Consider the following 18,523-nt stretch of genomic DNA (forward strand, 5'->3'; position numbering starts at 1 on the left):
GCTCCAAACAAAAAAGGCTGTAGTGGTTAACTACAGCCTTTCAAATCGATACACTATATTAGTGTTCTTCGTTAACGATATTCAAATTATACTTTGGTATCTCAACAACTAAGTCTTCATCGCTGATCACAGCTTGACAGCCTAAACGAGATTCAGGCTCTAACCCCCATGCTTTATCCAGCATGTCATCTTCAAGCTCATCGCTTTCTTCCATTGAGTCAAAGCCTTCTCTGATCACAACGTGACATGTCGTACATGCACATGACTTTTCACATGCATGAGGAATACTGATCCCATTTTTTAACGCAACATCCAATACGGTATCGCCAGATTTCGCATCAATTGCTGCGCCCTCAGGACAAAGCTCTTCATGGGGTAAAAAGATAATTTGTGGCATATTAAACCTCGTCTACTGACTGACCTTGCAGTGCCTGTTTGATTGATACATCCATGCGGCGAGATGCAAATTCACTACTTGCTTCATCAACCACTTCAATTGCATGCTTGATTGCATCTGGATCAGACGCATTTTGGCGTTTGTCATCTAACATCGCCATCGCCTCTCTTAGGCGAATTAATTCTTGCTCATTTAATAGTGCAGACTCTGTTGCCAAAGATGCTTCTAGGGCCTCGAGTACTCTCAACGCTTCAACTTGCTGCTCTTTAAGCATACGTGCCTGCATGTCCTCTTTGGCAAAACTCATGGAATCTTTGAGCATTTGCGCAACCTGATCATCGCTTAAGCCAAAAGAAGGTTTCACTTGAATTTCAGCTTGCACACCCGTCGATTTTTCACTTGCAGATACACTTAAAAGACCATCTGCATCGACTTTAAACGTCACACGGATATGGGCAGCGCCTGCAGCCATCGCCGGAATGCCTTTGAGGCTGAATTTCGCCAGTGAGCGGCAATCATCAACCAACTCGCGCTCACCTTGCAGAACATGCAAAGACATCGCCGTTTGGCCATCCTTAAACGTCGTGAACTCCTGTGCACGCGCGACTGGAATAGTTGTATTGCGAGGAATGATCTTCTCTACCAAGCCACCCATGGTTTCCAAACCTAAAGATAGCGGTAAAACATCCAATAGCAGCATATCTGAATCAGGTTTGTTGCCCGCTAAGATATCCGCTTGAATGGCCGCGCCAATTGCAACCACACGATCAGGGTCAATTGACGTGAGTGGTTCTTTTTCAAAAAACTCACCAACCGCTTCACGAATAACTGGCATACGCGTTGAGCCGCCCACCATCACCGCTTCTAAGACTTCTTCTTTACTCACATCCGCATCTTTTAATGCTCTACGACATGCACGTAATGTCTGTTTTACAAGCGGCGCAACAAGCTCAGCAAATTGACCACGCGTAACAGACACTAAATGTTCTTCAGCGCGAAGTTCAAGCTTTACATTGACCGTTTCATACCCACTCAACGCTTCTTTACAGGCTTTGGCTTTTTGAATAAGTAAACGCAGCTCTTGTGGTGTTAATTCACTCAGTTGTAATGTTGACTTAAAATGTTCAACAAGCACTGCGTCAAAGTCATCACCGCCTAAGCTTGAATCACCACCCGTTGCCAATACTTCAAAGACACCTTGGTTTAAGCGCAGAATTGAAATATCAAAGGTACCACCGCCCAAGTCATAAACAGCAATCACACCTTCTTGACCAGAGTCCAAACCGTAAGCGACAGCGGCTGCTGTTGGTTCATTTAATAGGCGTAGCACTTTTAAACCTGCGATTTCTGCAGCATCTTTAGTGCTTTGTCTTTGCGCATCATCAAAATAAGCAGGTACCGTAATTACGCTTCCCACAATTTCTTGTCCAGCAAAGCTGTCTGTTGCTCTTTGATGTAATGATTTTAAAATTTCAGCAGATGCTTGAATTGGATTGATTGGACCAGCCACAGTGTTTACAGCCAGTGCACCTTGGTGCTCAACGAACTCATAAGGCAAGTTTTGATAACGTGAGGTTACTTCTGAAACGGATTTACCTAAAAAGCGTTTCACTGAAATAAGCGTATTTGTTGGGTCTTCTACAGCAGCTTGCTGCGCTTGTTGGCCAACAGTCACGCTGTCTGCATGATATCTAACAACAGAAGGCAACATGGCTTCGCCATTAATATCCGCTAGCGCTCTGGCTTCACCACTTTGTACTGTGGCCACCAAAGAGTTAGTAGTACCTAAGTCGATACCTATTGCCAATTTATGTTCGTGAGGTGCCGCGCTCTGCCCCGGCTCAGCAATTTGCAATAATGCCATAGTACTCTTTTACTTAAGTGGTGACGCTAGATTAATCGAAAAGGCTATCTTCTATGCGAGACAGCTCTTCACGTAGTTTATATATGAATTTTAACTTGCGAATATTATCAGCTGCAACTTCTAATACAGCAGTATCTTGGCTCACAAGCTGCTCTGCAAGTTGCGCACTATACTGTGTATCTAACTGTTTAATCTGCGCCTCGAATGCATCAATTTCATCTTCAGGGTCACTGCTATGCTGAATGTCTTCCAGCGCTTCCCTCAGCTCCATCTGCTGCATTAAAAATACAGGGTCTTGCAATGTTTGCTGCTCAGCTCGAATGTCGACACCTTGCTCACTTAGCATATACTCAGCGCGCTTAGCTGGGTGTTTTAACACAGCTAGAGCATCATTGATCTCAGATGTCTTCTGTACAGCCACTAATTTTTCACGTTCACTTTTTCCAGCAAACTTATCAGGGTGTACTGCGCGTTGTAATTCTAAATAACGCTGATTTAACAGGGTTAAATCCACGTCATAGTTCACTGGTAAATTAAATAATTCAAAATATCGCATAAGGACCTAATACAGCAAAGCCCTACCAAGGCAGGGCTTTAGCAAACTATCTATTACAGATGGTTAAACGGTGAAGCTTTCACCACAGCCACATTCGTCTTTCTGATTCGGGTTAATAAACTTAAACCCCTCGTTAAGACCTTCTTTGGTGTAATCAAGCTGAGTACCGTCAATATAAACTAAGCTTTTTGCATCAACGATGATTTTTACGCCCATTTCTTCGAACACTTCATCGCCTTCTGCAAGCTCATCAACGAATTCGAGTACATACGCAAGACCTGAGCAACCAGTCGTTTTAATACCAACTCGCAGGCCTAGACCTTTTCCTCGGTTTGCAAGGAATGTCTGCACACGATTTGCAGCTGCTTCAGTTAATGTCACTGCCATAATTTATCTCTTACTTCGCCTGCTTGGTTTTGTAATCTGCAATCGCTGCTTGAATTGCGTCTTCGGCAAGAATCGAGCAGTGAATTTTAACCGGTGGAAGTTCAAGCTCAGCAGTAATGTCTGTGTTTTTGATCTCTGCTGCTTGATCAAGTGTTTTACCTTTCACCCACTCAGTTACCAAAGAAGATGAAGCTATTGCACTACCGCAGCCATATGTTTTAAATTTTGCGTCTTCAATAACACCTTCATCAGACACTTTAATTTGTAGCTTCATCACGTCACCACAAGCTGGCGCGCCAACCATACCAGTTGCTACATTAGGGTCGTTTTTATCCAACGTACCTACGTTACGTGGGTTTTCCACGTGGTCAATTACTTTATCACTATATGCCATAACTCTTTCCTCACTAACCGCTTATATACTTGCTACAGTCCATACAAGCTGTCTTGTTTAATGGTGTGCCCATTCAACTGAATCTAAATCAATACCGTCTTTAAACATTTCCCACAGAGGAGACATTTCTCTCAAACGACCAATCGAGTCTTTGATAAGTTTGATGGTGTAATCAATTTCTTCTTCTGTAGTAAAACGGCCAATACTGAAACGAATTGAGCTGTGTGCTAACTCATCGTTACGGCCTAATGCACGAAGTACATAAGACGGTTCAAGGCTTGCAGATGTACAAGCAGAACCTGATGATACTGCAATATCTTTTACAGCCATCAGAAGTGACTCACCTTCAACATAGTTAAAGCTGATGTTTACAATACCTGGTACAGATTGGTCGACAGTGCCATTAAAGTACACTTCTTCCATATCCATGATGCCATCGATCAGACGCTGGCGAAGTGCGCTGATGTGTGCATAATCTTTTTCGAAATCTTCTTTTGCAATACGAAAAGCAGAACCCATGCCTACAATTTGGTGTGTCGCAAGAGTACCTGAACGCATACCACGCTCATGACCACCGCCGTGCATTTGTGCTTCTAAACGTGCGCGAGGCTTACGGCGAACATATAATGCGCCGATACCTTTTGGACCATACGCTTTGTGGCCTGAGAATGACATGAAATCAACTTTAAGCTGCTTCATATCAATCGCTACTTTACCTGCGCTTTGTGCACCATCAACGTGGAACATAATTTTACGTTCACGACACATCTCACCAATTGTTGCGATGTCTTGGATAACACCTAGCTCGTTGTTTACGTGCATGACACTAATAAGAATCGTATCTTCACGAATTTCATCTTCAAGCTTTTTCAGGTCTAACAGGCCGTTTTCTTCAACGTCCATATAAGTTACTTCAAAACCTTGACGCTCAAGCTCACGACACGTGTCGATAACCGCTTTGTGCTCAGTTTTTACTGTAATGATGTGCTTGCCTTTCTTCTGATAGAAGTTCGCAGCACCTTTAATTGCTAGGTTGTTTGACTCAGTCGCACCAGATGTGAATACGATTTCGCGCGGGTCAGCATTAATTAAATCAGCGATATCATTACGCGCTTGGTCAATAAGTTCTTCGGCCTGCCAACCAAAACGGTGTGAACGGGACGCAGGATTACCAAAGTTACCATCCATTGTCAGGCATTGCATCATTTCATCTGCAACACGCTGATCAACCGGCGTGGTTGCAGCATAATCTAAATATATCGGTAATTTCATTTCTTTCTCCGCTAGACGCCAATTATAATTGGCAACTCACTTGAATATTATCTAATTGCTTCATCGCATCGCTTACGTTTCTATCCTGACGTGATGCAACTGATTGCACATCAGAGTTTGAAACAAGCTCGGCAAGGGAAATACTGTTTAAAAATTCTTCTATTCGCACACTTAAATCGGACCATAGCGTGTGTGTCAGGCAACGCATACCGCTTTGGCAACCACCGCCTTCACCGTGACATCGAGTTGCATCAACAGACTCGTCCACCGCATTAATCACATCACCAACAGAAATCGTATGTGCATCGCGCCCAAGTAAATAACCACCACCTGGCCCTCTCACTGAACTCACGAGTCCATTTTTACGAAGACGTGCGAATAATTGTTCTAAATATGATAGAGATATTTCCTGACGTTCAGAAATATCTGCCAGAGGCACAGGTCCAATGTTGGCATGTAACGCAACATCTAGCATTGCAGTTACTGCATACCTGCCTTTTGAAGTCAGTTTCATACGCGCCTCTAGGTTAGCTTCATCAAATGCCGCAAATTGTAATTACCTGACTAAGATAGTCAAGTATTAACGACATCATTACTTGTAAAATAAGTTACTACTTACTCAGTATCATTGCTTTAATACCTGACTAATTTAATCAGGTATTATCGACATTGTAATTACCCGAGTAATTTAGTCAAGTATTACTGTGATGAAAGTATCTAATCTTGCTATTTTGGTTTATTTGGTCGATTTATTAATCGAGCTCAAAATACCACGTAAGATGTTCAGCTCTTGATCTTCAGGCCTTGCTCGATTGAACAAACGTTTTAGTTTTGTCATCACCATGCCTGGGTGTTGCTTTACGATAAAGCCCGTATCATTCAGTGTTGACTCTAGATGTTCATAGAACAATGCCATTTGCTCTGATGTTGGATACTTTGTATCGTCTTCTTCAGGCTTAGCATCTTGCGTATCTAAGAAGGTCATGCGCGTTTCATATGTCAGTGTTTGTACCGCCATTGCCAAATTCAATGAACTATATTCTGGGTTCGCTGGAATACAGACGTGATAATTACACAACTGTAATTCTTCATTGGTTAAGCCGCTGTTTTCTCGCCCAAACACAAGTGCAACAGGACCATCATTCGACTCTGTTACTAATTTTTGCGCACACTCTCTTGGATCAACCATTGGCCAAGATAAAGTGCGAGAACGCGCACTGGTGCCAATCACTAAGCTACAGTCTGCAATAGCATCTTCAAGCTTATCTACAGTGACAGCATCGCCAAGCACATCTGTTGCACCGGCAGCCAGTGCACTCGCGTGGCTATCCACCTCGCAAGCAGGGTCTACTAAATACAGTTTTGAAAAGCCCATGGTTTTCATTGCGCGCGCAACTGAGCCAATATTTCCCGAGTGTGAAGTGTTCACAAGTATGATTCTAATATCTTGTAATGCCATGCTATTTATCTCAGACAAAAATAATGGCGTAGTTTACCATAGGATGACAGGATCAAACCACCAAACCATTTGAACAAAAAAACACCAACATTTTTACTGCAAAGTTATTTACTTTATCGAGAAAATCGCTAGAATACGCCGGCTCAAAAAATTTAGTTCTTTTACAATTCAAAGGTAATGCTATGCATCCAATGTTAAACATTGCGGTACGCGCTGCGCGTAACGCGGGTAAAGTGATCTTACGTGCAACTGAAGATCTGTCTCAAGTCGAAGCGACTCAAAAAGGTACTAACGACTTCGTGACCAGTGTTGATACAGAAGCTGAACGTGTGATCCGTGACACTATTTTAAAATCTTACCCTGATCACGCAATCGTTGGAGAAGAACTTGGCCACACAGATGGCAAAGATAATGATTACCTTTGGGTTATCGACCCTCTTGATGGCACAACGAACTTCATCAAGGGTATCCCTCATTTCGCAATTTCAATTGCACTTAAAGTTAAAGGCCGCGTAGAGCAGGCTGTTATCTATGATCCTGTACGCAGCGAGCTATTCACAGCGTCTCGTGGTCAAGGTGCACAATTAAATAACAAGCGTATTCGTGTTACTAAAAGCAACGAATTAGCAGGTAGCGTGTTAGCAACAGGCTTCCCATTCAAGCAAAAACATCACTTAGATGCATACACAGAAGCATTCAAAGCATTATTTATCCACACAGCAGATATCCGCCGTGCAGGTTCAGCAGCACTAGATATGGCATATGTTGCAGCTGGTCGTATTGACGGCTTTTATGAAATTGGCCTTAAGCCATGGGATACAGCGGCAGGTGAGCTTTTAGTAAAAGAAGCTGGCGGCATGCTAATGGACTTTGCAGGTGGTGCAAACTACAACAACAGCGGTAACATCATCTGTGGCGCACCAAAATTGTGCCAAGCAATTGTTAAAGAGATCCGCCCTGTACTTACAGAGTCTCTGCTTAAGTAAGCAAACGCATTCTTTGAATACAAAAAACCCAGGCACAGCCTGGGTTTTTTTATTTACAAATCATACGTGTTATTTAATTTCTACACGCTGTGAGCGCATCACAACTTCATCATTCAGCTCAATACCAATACCTGGTTCTTCCGAGACTTTAAACACGCCTTTTTCTGGCTGGGGATCTTGAAGACAAAGCTCTCTATTCCACTTTTTAATCGCATAAGTATGGTGTTCATGGATTAAGAAGTTAGGAATGGCCGTTTCTAGATGCAATGAAGCTGCGGTTGCAACTGGGCCACCACATACGTGCGCTTGAATGCGGATATCAAAAATATCTGCATAGTCACATACTTTCTTCGTTTCAGTAAAACCACCACATAAACCAATATCAGGTTGTAATACATCAATACTTTGATCTTCAAAGTAAGGTCTCACATCCCAACGATTATACAAGCGCTCACCACCGGCAATCGGCACAGCCGTTTTGTTGGCAACCTTCGCATGCAATGAGTGGTTTAAGTAGTTCACCGGCTCTTCGTAGTACATGCAGTCAAACTCTTCTGCAATTTCTGCAATTTGAATTGCAGATGTTGCCCCCGGCAAGCTGTGACACTCAAAAATAATGTCCACTTCATCGCCAACCGCCTCACGAATAGCTTTCATACGTGAACGATACAGTTTCATTTCACCACGAGAAATAAGCTTAGTGCGATCATAATATGTATTACCATCCTTATCATACATGATAGGGTCAACTTTCACCGCGTCATAGCCTTCAGCCAATGCTTTATGCGCGGCTTCAGCATATTCATGTGGCTGTACAAGTGCTTTGAATTCATCATCCCAGTCAAACTGTAACTGTGATGCGTAAGTGCGCAGCTCTGGGTTTACTTTACCACCTAGCAATTGATAAACCGGTAACTTTAACGCCTTACCTTTAATATCCCAAAGCGCTGTGTCAATCGCACTCATCGCCGCATATACAACAGGTCCGCCACCCAGTCCCCAAAAACTTTCTCTCAACATACGAGACCATAAAAGCTCAGTTTGGAATGGGTCATGGCCAATCAAGAATGCTTCTGCCATCTCTTTAATCATACTAGCAGCTGCACTGTGACCTAGATCGTAAGCTAGTCCAGCTTCACCCACTCCTGAAATCCCTTCATCGGTGTGAATTCTCACAAAAACAGGTGTCCAAGCCGGTCTGTCTGGACAATGTATATCAAATACTTCGACGCGATTTACTTTCATTATGACTCCTATTGGGCAAAGCCTGGATCTAAGCGATATGCTTTTCTCAGCATTGCTGGCCAAGCGACTTGACCGCCGGTACTGCCGCTGTGCACGACTTTAGCTTGTTTGTAAATATTATCTTGAATTGGTTGTGGTACTGGTATCGCAGGGTGACCTGTCGACATAATTGCGACTTGAATTTCACACGCGCGCTGTAAATCAAAAAAGCGCATAAAAGCGTCGCCAATTGTTGGTCCCACAGTTAAACCACCATGGTTGACTAGGAGCATGTGGTTAGTGTCACCGAGATCTGATTGCAGACGAGCTCTTTCATCGTCATTCACAGCAAGTCCCTCATACCCGTGATAGGACAGAGATGGTAATGAGAACATACTGTGCTGACTGAGAGGCTGCAACCCACCTTCAAGACTCGCCACAGCTATCGTCTCTTTGGTATGCAAATGAATCACACAATGTGCATCTTCACGAACTTCATGAATCGCACTGTGAATTGTAAAGCCTGCTGGGTTAATCTCAAATGGGGTGTCATCAAGAATATTGCCTTGCAGGTCTACCTTAACAAGATTGGATGCCGTGACCTCATCAAAACTCAATCCAAATGCATTCACCAAATACTGATCTGTACCGGGTAACCTGGCTGACATATGAGTATAAATTAAATCACCCCAACGAAAATGCTCGACCAAACGATAGCAAGCTGCGAGGTCAACGCGTAACTTCCACTCTTCATCGCTTACTTTCCCTTTCAAGTTTAGTTCTGGTAGTTCGAACATTTTGGCTCCTTACACTCACCATAGTGATTTTAGATGTATAGAAGTCTAAATCACAAAAAAAAATAGTTCAATACACAGAAGAGATCCTGCGTAAATTAATTCGGTACTAAAAAGCCACCCATGGGTGGCTTTCATATTGATTCTAAATTTGAATCATTTATTTGACTGTTGATAGATACTCAGCAATTGCTTCAAGTTCTGCATCAGAGACACTTGCCACCATGGCTTTCATTGCAGCAGACATCCCATTACTGCGTTTACCAGATTTAATGTCTTTCATCTGTGCTAACGTATACTCTTTGCTTTGCCCATTGACCTTGGGATATAGCGGCATGATCGGTGCCTTTCCTTCCGCCCCATGGCAAGTTTGACACATTTTAGTGGTGTACAAAGCCTTACCATCTGCCGCAGCCACATTGCCCGATATCAACATGGTTGATGTCGTTATCGATGCGAACACAAATTGCTTTATCTTCATCATATCATTTCTCTTTTTTGACGGTTATTTGAACAGTGTAGTCGACCCAAAGCCGCTCTACACAATTACTTATTCGGATTTAGAAAGAGAACCGAGTCAATAAAGAAAAATGAGATAAACAAATTACCAGACTAAGTCGTCTGGGACTTCATAATCCGCATACGGATCATCGTCATCCTTTTTGTCATTACTATCTTCTACATGGAAAACAATATACTTTTCATCAACTTCAGCAATTTTTCTTGCTGGTTCGTCTTCTAATACATAGAACTGGCTTTCTAATACACAAATAGCCAAGCGGCCTTTAGATAAAGCTTGCTGTGTCAACTCATTAACATCCAATTCCTTCACTTTATTTTCGTATGTGAAATTGAATGTACGGTCACCTCTAATTTCTTCTTGATTATGATGCTCAAGAATTTGTTTAACACGAGCTACTTGCTCACGCTCTTTCAACTCATCTTGCTTCGCTTTATTCAGCGCTTCTGCCTTTTGCTGCTGCATAAGCTTGGTCTGCTCAATATGTTTTTGCAGATCCGTTTGGTCGCTTGTTGCGCCTTTTTTCTTTTTCTTTTTTTGCTGTTTGCGCTTTTCCGTTTTAGCAACTTTCATTTTGTGCTCAGTTGTCAAACCGGCTTTTAACAGCTGATCCTGTAAAGAACCCATCATGTCACTCCATCAATCTATACTTGCCGCCATTTTAATACCAAACTGGGTAAATCTCTAAATAATTTCTCTCAAGACGAAGCAAAACAACATGAATACATACACAAAGTAAGGCGCTACTTTTGTTCTATGCGCACTAATCTACCAAGTTAGGAAAAGAAAATTATGATATACAACAAGTTTTTACTTCTTTTTAGAGCAAAAACGTCGTCAAAGAGAGATAATGATATTGCGCCTCAACTCAGAAGTTAGAACATGTCCATATTTCATTTGTTACTGTGTTCCATTGTCATTTTTTTTGTACTTTACGCTCCTCAGCCGTTACTCGCTGTGCTTGCGGAACATTTCTCTGTCGCGCCAGCTAAAGCGGGCTTATTAATGACAGTGACCATGTTGCCACTTGCCATTGCGCCCCTATTCTACGGATTAGTTTTAGCACGCATGTGTAAGTTGACCGCCCTGAAATATACCATGCTCGCCTTGGCTGCCTGTTGTTTCGTCATTAGCCTAGTTCAACAATTTCAGTTGTTCTTAATAATGCGCTTTATTGAGGGCTTACTGCTACCGGCAGCGTTGACGTCCATGACCGGATATATTGGCCAAACTTGGCAAGGAGAAAACCTGCGAACAAAGATGACTTGGTATGTTGGCAGTACCATTGTAGGGGGGTATTTTGGGCGGGCCTTGGCTGCAAACTTCAGCACTTGGTGGGGGTTTGAGAGTTTTTACCTCTTTAATGCATTATTACTCATCATACTTGCGTTGAAAATCACTCCCTCACACAACAATATCGACTCTTACAATGAAGTAAATTCGCCCCACGCATATTTAAAACCATTAAAGTCAATCTCGCTATTGCGATTATATGGCGCGGTATTTTGTATGTTTTTCTGTTTTTCTGCCTTGCTGAATTACCTACCCTTTATATTAAGCAATGAGTATCAAATTCAAGATCCTGCGCTTATCGCATGGATATACAGTGGCTATTTAGTCGGCGCGGTGATCTCCATGAGCACCCCCTTTCTATCTCGACTTTGTCGTGATAATTGGCTCATTGTCAGTATTTTATTTATCGTATATTCATTAACATTGCTCATGATGCAATGGCACAACTTAGCCTTATTTGTTGCCATGTTTACACTTTTTTGTGCATGCATGTTTATGATACACGCCAACGCCGCCCCGTTAGCAAATGAGATAAGTACGGCTCAAAGTAGCGTGACAAATGGTGCGTACGTCTCTTTTTACTACAGTGGAGGCGCACTGGGTACATTTGTGCCCGGTTTGATTTATCAAACCTATGGTATGCACTTTTTCTTATTGAGTTTATTACTTGTATGTTCTATTGGAGGGTATTTGGCCATACTCAATCAACGTTCAGGTAAAGTGACCCAGATAGGTGTGTGACCGCTATGTGCCCAGAAGACTTTTAAGTCCTCGAGCTGTAGGACCCACGTTTTATCATTCTCAAAAGGATGGCATTGCCATTGCTTCTTATCCATCAGCTCACTATCTAACCAAAGTTGAACTTGATTACTATCATCATTAAAAGTTGCCAGCGCTGATACACAACCAGGCTTTACTTTTAGGTACTTTTCCAACCGCTCACTGGAACAAAAGCCCAACCGAGATATACCTTGTTGCTTCGAGAGCGCTTTTAAATCAAGCTGCTTTTCGGCCAACGTGATAATTAGAAAGTGTTGCTTCCCGTAATTGTCTCTTAAAAATAAGTTTTTAAGACCTGTTCCCGCTCGTTCTAACCCTATCTCTTTCGCAACAGAGCAGTTTGCTAAAGGCGCATGTTCATAGCTTAAGTAATTGATATGTAAATTAGCTAGATGGTCTGCCAGAGTTTGGACGTCAGATAAAATCACAAACAATATCCTCGTAACTGCACACTCCTCTGACGCCAATAAACGTTCTCAATGCTATAACCAGCGCGACAATATCCATCTTTTTTTAATGCTTGTTGAAGCAAGCTCACAGCTTGATCTTCAAGCGCAAGCTTTAACTCTGGAGACTCTTCCACACGCTTAAACTCGGAAAACTTTTCTAGCTCCTTTTTTGATATTGGTTTGTTCTTAGCAAGTTCCATTTGCGGTGTAGGTTTGACTGTCACGATAAACGCAAACTCTGATTTTCCTTGTGCATTCTGACGTTTGTGTAATGTTTGTTGTTCAACTTCATAGTCTGGTTTAGACGTAGTGCTACAGGCGACTAAAGTGGTTGACAGGAGCAATAAAAATAGACGACTCATAATTTTCCTATCCATAAGTTTGCCTCAGTGTATCAAAGCTGGTCTTATTTTTGAGTTTTTTAAGAAAAAAACTTGACGCGAGGCGTAAAAGTCTTTAAATTTCGCCTCGTCCAAAAGACATGTTGGGGCTATAGCTCAGCTGGGAGAGCGCCTGCCTTGCACGCAGGAGGTCAGCAGTTCGATCCTGCTTAGCTCCACCAATTTTTCTTTTGACGTTCCCAATGAAAGTGGGGCTATAGCTCAGCTGGGAGAGCGCCTGCCTTGCACGCAGGAGGTCAGCAGTTCGATCCTGCTTAGCTCCACCACTTTCTTACACTCTGATATTGCCAGAACCATTTACTAAGTACTTCTCAGTAGTTAAAGATTCAAGCCCCATCGGTCCATACGCATGTAATTTTGTTGTTGCTATGCCAATTTCTGCACCTAACCCTAACTGGCCACCGTCGCTGAACCGAGAAGACGCATTCACCATCACAACAGATGCATCAACTTGTGTCTGAAATTGCAGTGCCGCTTGCTGTGAATCAGTGCAAATCACTTCAGTGTGATGACTGCCAAACTGATCAATATGCGCCAATGCACCCGCTAAATCTTCAACGATACGAATGGCAATTTCGAGGCCTAAATATTCTTGACCAAACTCATCATCGTCTAAAACATTGGCGCAACTAAAATAAGCTGCCGAAGACTGGCAAGCATGCACCTGAACTCCTGCTTGGCTAAGTACCTCGCGTACTTTTGGTAAAAACTCCTGCGCAACAGATTGATGAACCAACAACCCTTCTAGTGCATTACATACACCTGTTCTTTGAGTCTTACCATTGAGTAAAAGCGCCACAGCCATATCAAGATCGGCGTCTTTATCAACATATAAATGACACACGCCTTTAAAGTGTTGAATCACAGGAATAGAACTATGTTCCGTTACAAACTCAATTAGTCCTTCACCACCGCGTGGTATCACCAAATCAACATACTCTTTTTGCTGCATCAATTCTAGCAACAGGGCTCTATCCGGATCTGGTACAACCGTGATCAGTTCTTTAGGTAAATGGTATTCATCAAGCACCTTATGCATTACTTGCGCAATCGCGAGAGAGCTATTTAACGCTTCTTTACCACCGCGTAAAATCACGCCATTACCCGACTTAAAACACAGAGCACCCGCATCAGCGGTCACATTTGGTCTTGCTTCATAAATCATACAAATAACGCCAAGTGGTACGCGTATTTTCTGTACTTCTATGCCGCTAGGTTGTTTACCTAGCGCTCTTCTTTCTCCCACAGGATCCGGTAAAACTGCAACCTCCTCCAATCCTGAGGCCATATCTTCAATGCGACTCTGTGTTAACGTTAGGCGGTCTATCATAGCTGCAGACAAGTTATTGTCGTTGGCCGCTTGCAAGTCTAATTCATTGGCTTGTTGAATTTCATTCTTACTCGCTCTAATGGCGGCAGCCATTGCTTTCAATATGGTATTTTTCTGTTCAGTATCCAAAATCGCGAGTTTTTTCGCAGCACTCGCAGCATTTTTTGCTAAATTTGTGATTAACGTCATTCTATCTCCCCTCATTCCTGACACTTGAGTGTAGATGTTTAAACCCCATCACACCCGTAGTGATAATACGCATGTTCAAAGCTTTGGGTAAAGTGAATATTGCTTAAATAACGGCCCACCCTGTGTTTTGGCTACTATCAAACCCATCGCAAAAAAGTGAAAAAACAACCAACTTTTAACAGCTTATTCTCTTTTTTGACTTATTTACTATGATATAACGAGGCTAACACTATACTAATATTCAATGAGCTAACTAAGCTGGAGAGTTTATGTCGGCTATCTATATTGCCGCGATTGCCATATTTTCTGTATTTGCCCAATGGCTAGCATGGGTTGCTAAAGTACCTGCAATCTTATTTTTATTATTGACAGGCTTATTACTGGGGCCGGTTTCGGGCGTATTAGACCCTGATCAGTTACTTGGAGACTTGCTCTTTCCCGTCGTCTCTTTATCTGTGGCCATCATTCTATTTGAGGGCTCCTTAACCCTGCATTTTCGTGAGCTAAAAGGGATTGGAAAGGTCGTTAGAAACCTCTGCTCAATCGGCATGCTCACCACATTTATCATCATTACAGCCAGTGCTATCTATGTATTGGAACTGGATTGGCCGGTAGCGGCTGTACTCGGTGCAGTATTAGTTGTCACAGGACCCACTGTGATTGCCCCAATGCTAAATGCTATGCGTCCAACGAAAGATATCGACAGAATTTTACGCTGGGAAGGTATCGTCATCGACCCCATTGGCGCTCTATTCGCAGTTTTGGTATTTGAAGCCGTTAGCTTAGTCGATAAAGATGGCGTATTTAGCCATACCCTAATGGCATTGCTGTCCACTCTCGGCGTAGGCCTCAGTGTCGGTATTATCGCTGGCTGGTTTACCAGTTTTATTATTCGAAAAGAGTGGCTGCCTTTTGAATTACACAAGTTTGGCATATTGGCTTTGGTACTGATGAGCTTTACACTTTCAAATCATTTAAGTCACGAATCTGGCCTACTTGCAGTCACTATTTTTGGTATATGGCTTGCCAATCAAGATGATTTAGAAATTGATGCAGTACTTGAGTTTAAAGAAGACTTATCAATGATATTGATCTCTAGCTTGTTCATTTTACTTGCGGCACGCTTACAACTTGAAGAGCTAATGATGCTCGACAGTGGCATTTTTTGGTTTTTAGCCGTGGTACTGTTTGTTGCAAGACCATTGAGTATTGCGGTATCGACATTCAATAGCGATATTCCATTTAAATCACGACTCATGTTGGCTTGGATTGCGCCTCGCGGTATCGTGGCTGCCGCAGTGGGCTCTGTCTTCGCACTCAGTATGGCACAATCAGGACATCCAGATGCAGCACAGATCGTGCCTTTAATTTTTACCGTCATCATAGTCACCGTCATTCTACAAAGTCTCACAGCAACACCACTTGCGCGTTTACTTGGCGTAAGGCAACCCAGTCCAAGTACGTTACTTATTATTGGGGCCAATCATGTAGCCAGAGCGATTGCATGTGGTTTAAAAGAGCAAAATATCGATGTCTATTTATCAGACCCAGCGTGGGAAAACTGCAAAATGGCGAGAATGGATGGCCTGCCATGCTATTACGGCAACCCGCAATCAGAGCATGCTGAGCGCTACTTGCCCCTGACTAGCCTTCACTCTGTATTGGCGTTATCACCCAACAGACACCATAACGCATTAGGCGTGCAATACTTCTCTCACCTACTTGATGAGCAGAGTGTGTACTCATTAAAATCTTCAACTAACCATGCCAAAGCCAATAAAGACAGTGCGACTTTTTTATCTCGTCAAATATTGTTCGGAGATACCGGCAACTACGCCAAACTCAGCAGTTTAATGGCAAAAGGTGGTAAAGTCAGTGCAACTCGATTGTCAGAGGAGTTTAATTGGGCGCAATATTTAGAGGTGAATAAAGAGGCTATCCCTCTTTTTATTATTTCTGAGCAGAAAAAAGAGGACGATCCACTTTCTATCAGGCCTTTTACATCAGAAGATAAAAAGCTGCCGGAACAGGGTGACAGAATTTTGGCTCTCCAACCCCCAAAAATGTCCATCTTAAAGGATACAACGAACAAAGAAACATCTATTGGAGAAAAGCTCAATAGCTAAACACATAACCTAATTCAGCATTCTTGCCCGTTTGATAACACTCTCGGGCATTTTTTGGGCCAGCTTGGCCAATGATATTTCTATTTGTTTATGTATTTCTTTATCAGCAACAACCGCATGAAATAGCCAACGATATGCATCTTCGTAATCCCTAGGACTGCCAAACCCTTGATTAAATAAACCGACTAAACGCAGCTGAGCGTTTAAGTTACCTAATGCTGCGGCTTCTCGTAAATACACAATAGCCATAGACTTATCTGCTTGCACAAGCTGACCGACATCATAATATCTGCCCAATTGCTCAAGTGCTGCGGCTAAACCTTGCTGTGCAGCTTGACGCATATAATACAAACCTAACTCAACATCACGCTCAACACATACAGCATACGCTAACATGTCACCATACAAGAATTGATAGGAAGGTAAGCCCATTATCTCCGCTCGCGCTTCAATATCTTGGACTAACTGGCAATCGTCGTCTTTTACTCGCTGTAAATGTTTATTATTGTTGATTAAAGTAATCAACTCGTCTTGCGTGTATAAAGGCACCGCTTCAATTTGCTCGTTTGCAACAAGTTGTTCAGTAAAAGAGCAGCCTAATAGCAATAAAGATAGTCGAAGAGTTTTAGTCATAATACTTGGCAATTATTTGGAATCTCATAATACGAATACAAAAAGCATACCAAATTCTCGTTCTGAGCATACGCCTGGCACAAAAAAAGCTGCCGGAGCAGCTTTTTCTTAACTTTGATTATTCGCCGAATGGGTTGCGAACAATCATCGTTTCTACGCGGTCAGGACCTGTTGAAATGATATCAATTGGTACACCGGTAATTTCTTCTAAGCGTTTAATGTAGTTGATCGCAGCTTCTGGAAGCTGTTCAACAGATGTTGCACCGAACGTATTTTCGCTCCAGCCTGGCATTTCTTCATATACAGGTGTCACTTTCTCGTAACCTTCAGCAGCCAATGGCGTCACGTTAGTCACTGTGCCATCTTCAAGCTGGTAGCCCGTACAAATCTTAATTGTCTCAACGCCATCAAGTACATCTAGCTTTGTTAAGCAGAAGCCTGTGATGCTATTGATTTGGACTGCACGACGCATAGCAACTGCATCAAACCAACCAGTACGACGCAAACGACCTGTCGTTGCACCAAACTCGTGACCTTTTTCACCTAAGTGCTTACCAACTGGATCTTGCTTATCTACACCGTCGTAAAGCTCTGTAGGGAAAGGACCTGAACCAACACGTGTTGTGTAGGCTTTTACAATACCTAGTACATAGTCTAGGTTCAGAGGACCAAAACCAGCACCTGTTGCTACACCACCTGCCGTCGTGTTCGAAGATGTAACATACGGGTAAGTACCGTGGTCGATATCAAGCAATGTACCTTGTGCGCCTTCGAATAAGATGTTGTCACCTTTTTCGCGAGTCTGGTCAAGTAGCTCAGTAACATCAACAACCATTGCCTTAAGGATCTCTGCAATTTCCATCGCATCATCATAGGTCTTCTGGAAATCAACAGGCTCAACTTTGTAATAGTGCTCTAATGAGAAGTTGTGGTATTCAATAACTTCTTTAAGCTTCGCAGCGAATTGCTCTGGATTGAATAGGTCGCCAACACGAAGGCCGCGACGTGCAACTTTATCTTCATAAGCTGGACCGATACCACGACCAGTTGTACCGATAGCTTTGTTGCCACGTGCCAGTTCACGCGCTTGGTCTAGCGCAACATGGTAAGGAAGAATTAGAGGACATGCTTCACTGATAAGTAGACGTTCACGCACAGGTACGCCACGCTCTTCAAGCATTTTCACTTCTCGCATTAACGCATCTGGTGCCAATACTACGCCGTTACCAATCACACACTTTACGTTATCACGTAAAATACCTGATGGAATTAGGTGTAATACAGTTTTCTCACCATTAATTACCAAAGTATGGCCTGCGTTGTGTCCGCCTTGATAGCGTACAACTAAAGAAGCCTTATCCGTAAGTAAGTCTACAACCTTACCTTTACCTTCGTCACCCCATTGGGTGCCTAATACAACGACGTTTTTACCCATTGCAATATCACTTAGAAAAAATTAGGCGCAGATT

At 42.7% G+C, this 18,523-nt stretch carries 20 protein-coding genes and 2 tRNA genes; 5 read left to right on the forward strand and 17 right to left on the reverse strand.

Features of this window, described 5'->3' with window-relative positions; genetic code table 11:
* Positions 1-58: 58 nt before the first annotated feature.
* The 8 genes from fdx to trmJ all read right to left on the reverse strand — a co-directional run bounded on the left by fdx (position 59) and on the right by trmJ (position 6,329).
* Complete coding sequence (gene fdx / locus JF50_RS23995) at positions 59-397, reverse strand: ISC system 2Fe-2S type ferredoxin (RefSeq protein WP_039611799.1); 339 nt, start codon at positions 395-397, stop codon at positions 59-61.
* 1 nt (position 398) lies between these two features.
* Entirely contained in the window at positions 399-2,261 is a 1,863-nt protein-coding gene (gene hscA, locus JF50_RS24000; RefSeq protein WP_039611800.1) for a Fe-S protein assembly chaperone HscA, read from the reverse strand.
* Between the two features lie 31 nt (positions 2,262-2,292).
* Positions 2,293-2,817, reverse strand: a complete 525-nt coding sequence (gene hscB / locus JF50_RS24005) for a co-chaperone HscB (RefSeq protein WP_039611801.1) — start codon at positions 2,815-2,817, stop codon at positions 2,293-2,295.
* A gap of 63 nt (positions 2,818-2,880) precedes the next feature.
* Positions 2,881-3,204 carry an iron-sulfur cluster assembly protein IscA gene (gene iscA, locus JF50_RS24010; protein WP_039611802.1) on the reverse strand — a complete coding sequence of 108 codons (324 nt, stop codon included), beginning with the start codon at positions 3,202-3,204 and terminating at the stop codon, positions 2,881-2,883.
* A 10-nt stretch (positions 3,205-3,214) separates the two neighbouring features.
* Positions 3,215-3,598, reverse strand: coding sequence for a Fe-S cluster assembly scaffold IscU (gene iscU / locus JF50_RS24015; protein WP_039611803.1), 384 nt, complete (start codon positions 3,596-3,598; stop codon positions 3,215-3,217).
* 57 nt (positions 3,599-3,655) lie between these two features.
* Positions 3,656-4,870: an IscS subfamily cysteine desulfurase gene (locus JF50_RS24020; protein WP_039611804.1), complete on the reverse strand. Its 1,215-nt coding sequence runs from the start codon at positions 4,868-4,870 to the stop codon at positions 3,656-3,658.
* Between the two features lie 22 nt (positions 4,871-4,892).
* On the reverse strand, positions 4,893-5,384 hold the full coding sequence (gene iscR, locus JF50_RS24025) for a Fe-S cluster assembly transcriptional regulator IscR (RefSeq protein WP_039611805.1): 492 nt from the start codon (positions 5,382-5,384) through the stop codon (positions 4,893-4,895).
* Between the two features lie 222 nt (positions 5,385-5,606).
* A complete protein-coding gene (gene trmJ / locus JF50_RS24030) occupies positions 5,607-6,329 on the reverse strand; it encodes a tRNA (cytosine(32)/uridine(32)-2'-O)-methyltransferase TrmJ (RefSeq protein ID WP_039611806.1) in 723 nt (240 codons plus the stop codon).
* A gap of 182 nt (positions 6,330-6,511) precedes the next feature.
* Between trmJ and suhB the strand changes: the two genes are divergently transcribed.
* The gene (suhB, locus tag JF50_RS24035; protein WP_039611807.1) at positions 6,512-7,315 is read left to right on the forward strand and encodes an inositol-1-monophosphatase; all 804 of its coding nucleotides are present in this window, start codon (positions 6,512-6,514) and stop codon (positions 7,313-7,315) included.
* Positions 7,316-7,384: 69 nt separating this feature from the next.
* On the opposite strand, the gene JF50_RS24040 is transcribed toward suhB, so the two are convergent.
* The 4 genes from JF50_RS24040 to JF50_RS24055 form a co-directional block, all read right to left on the reverse strand.
* A complete protein-coding gene (locus tag JF50_RS24040) occupies positions 7,385-8,560 on the reverse strand; it encodes a mandelate racemase/muconate lactonizing enzyme family protein (RefSeq protein WP_039611808.1) in 1,176 nt (391 codons plus the stop codon).
* Positions 8,561-8,568: 8 nt separating this feature from the next.
* Positions 8,569-9,336 (reverse strand): class II aldolase/adducin family protein, encoded by a 768-nt coding sequence (locus tag JF50_RS24045; protein ID WP_039611809.1) that lies wholly within the window; start codon positions 9,334-9,336, stop codon positions 8,569-8,571.
* Positions 9,337-9,493: 157 nt separating this feature from the next.
* Positions 9,494-9,769, reverse strand: a complete 276-nt coding sequence (locus JF50_RS24050; protein WP_235423523.1) for a c-type cytochrome — start codon at positions 9,767-9,769, stop codon at positions 9,494-9,496.
* Positions 9,770-9,937: 168 nt separating this feature from the next.
* Positions 9,938-10,480, reverse strand: a complete 543-nt coding sequence (locus JF50_RS24055; protein WP_039611811.1) for a DUF2058 domain-containing protein — start codon at positions 10,478-10,480, stop codon at positions 9,938-9,940.
* 255 nt (positions 10,481-10,735) lie between these two features.
* Here JF50_RS24055 and JF50_RS24060 point away from each other — a divergent pair, with 255 nt between their 5' ends.
* The gene (locus JF50_RS24060) at positions 10,736-11,887 is read left to right on the forward strand and encodes an MFS transporter (RefSeq protein ID WP_039611812.1); all 1,152 of its coding nucleotides are present in this window, start codon (positions 10,736-10,738) and stop codon (positions 11,885-11,887) included.
* Here the strand turns inward: JF50_RS24060 and JF50_RS24065 are convergent.
* Complete coding sequence (locus JF50_RS24065) at positions 11,851-12,351, reverse strand: prolyl-tRNA synthetase associated domain-containing protein (RefSeq protein ID WP_039612182.1); 501 nt, start codon at positions 12,349-12,351, stop codon at positions 11,851-11,853. The genes JF50_RS24060 and JF50_RS24065 overlap by 37 nt on opposite strands.
* Entirely contained in the window at positions 12,351-12,752 is a 402-nt protein-coding gene (locus JF50_RS24070; RefSeq protein WP_039611813.1) for a hypothetical protein, read from the reverse strand. The genes JF50_RS24065 and JF50_RS24070 overlap by 1 nt, the downstream gene beginning before the upstream one ends.
* Positions 12,753-12,861: 109 nt before the next feature.
* Here JF50_RS24070 and JF50_RS24075 point away from each other — a divergent pair.
* Positions 12,862-12,937, forward strand: a tRNA-Ala gene (locus JF50_RS24075).
* 29 nt (positions 12,938-12,966) lie between these two features.
* Positions 12,967-13,042, forward strand: a tRNA-Ala gene (locus JF50_RS24080).
* Positions 13,043-13,047: 5 nt separating this feature from the next.
* Here the strand turns inward: JF50_RS24080 and JF50_RS24085 are convergent.
* Positions 13,048-14,295: a glutamate-5-semialdehyde dehydrogenase gene (locus tag JF50_RS24085; protein WP_039611814.1), complete on the reverse strand. Its 1,248-nt coding sequence runs from the start codon at positions 14,293-14,295 to the stop codon at positions 13,048-13,050.
* A gap of 269 nt (positions 14,296-14,564) precedes the next feature.
* Here JF50_RS24085 and JF50_RS24090 point away from each other — a divergent pair, with 269 nt between their 5' ends.
* The gene (locus JF50_RS24090) at positions 14,565-16,421 is read left to right on the forward strand and encodes a cation:proton antiporter (RefSeq protein ID WP_039611815.1); all 1,857 of its coding nucleotides are present in this window, start codon (positions 14,565-14,567) and stop codon (positions 16,419-16,421) included.
* Between the two features lie 9 nt (positions 16,422-16,430).
* Here the strand turns inward: JF50_RS24090 and JF50_RS24095 are convergent, their stop codons facing one another.
* Positions 16,431-17,054, reverse strand: a complete 624-nt coding sequence (locus JF50_RS24095) for a tetratricopeptide repeat protein (protein WP_039611816.1) — start codon at positions 17,052-17,054, stop codon at positions 16,431-16,433.
* Positions 17,055-17,172: 118 nt separating this feature from the next.
* Positions 17,173-18,489 (reverse strand): adenylosuccinate synthase, encoded by a 1,317-nt coding sequence (locus tag JF50_RS24100; RefSeq protein WP_039611817.1) that lies wholly within the window; start codon positions 18,487-18,489, stop codon positions 17,173-17,175.
* Between the last annotated feature and the right edge of the window lie 34 nt (positions 18,490-18,523).

Source organism: Pseudoalteromonas luteoviolacea (assembly GCF_000814765.1).
GTDB classification, from domain to species: Bacteria; Pseudomonadota; Gammaproteobacteria; order Enterobacterales; family Alteromonadaceae; genus Pseudoalteromonas; species Pseudoalteromonas luteoviolacea_H.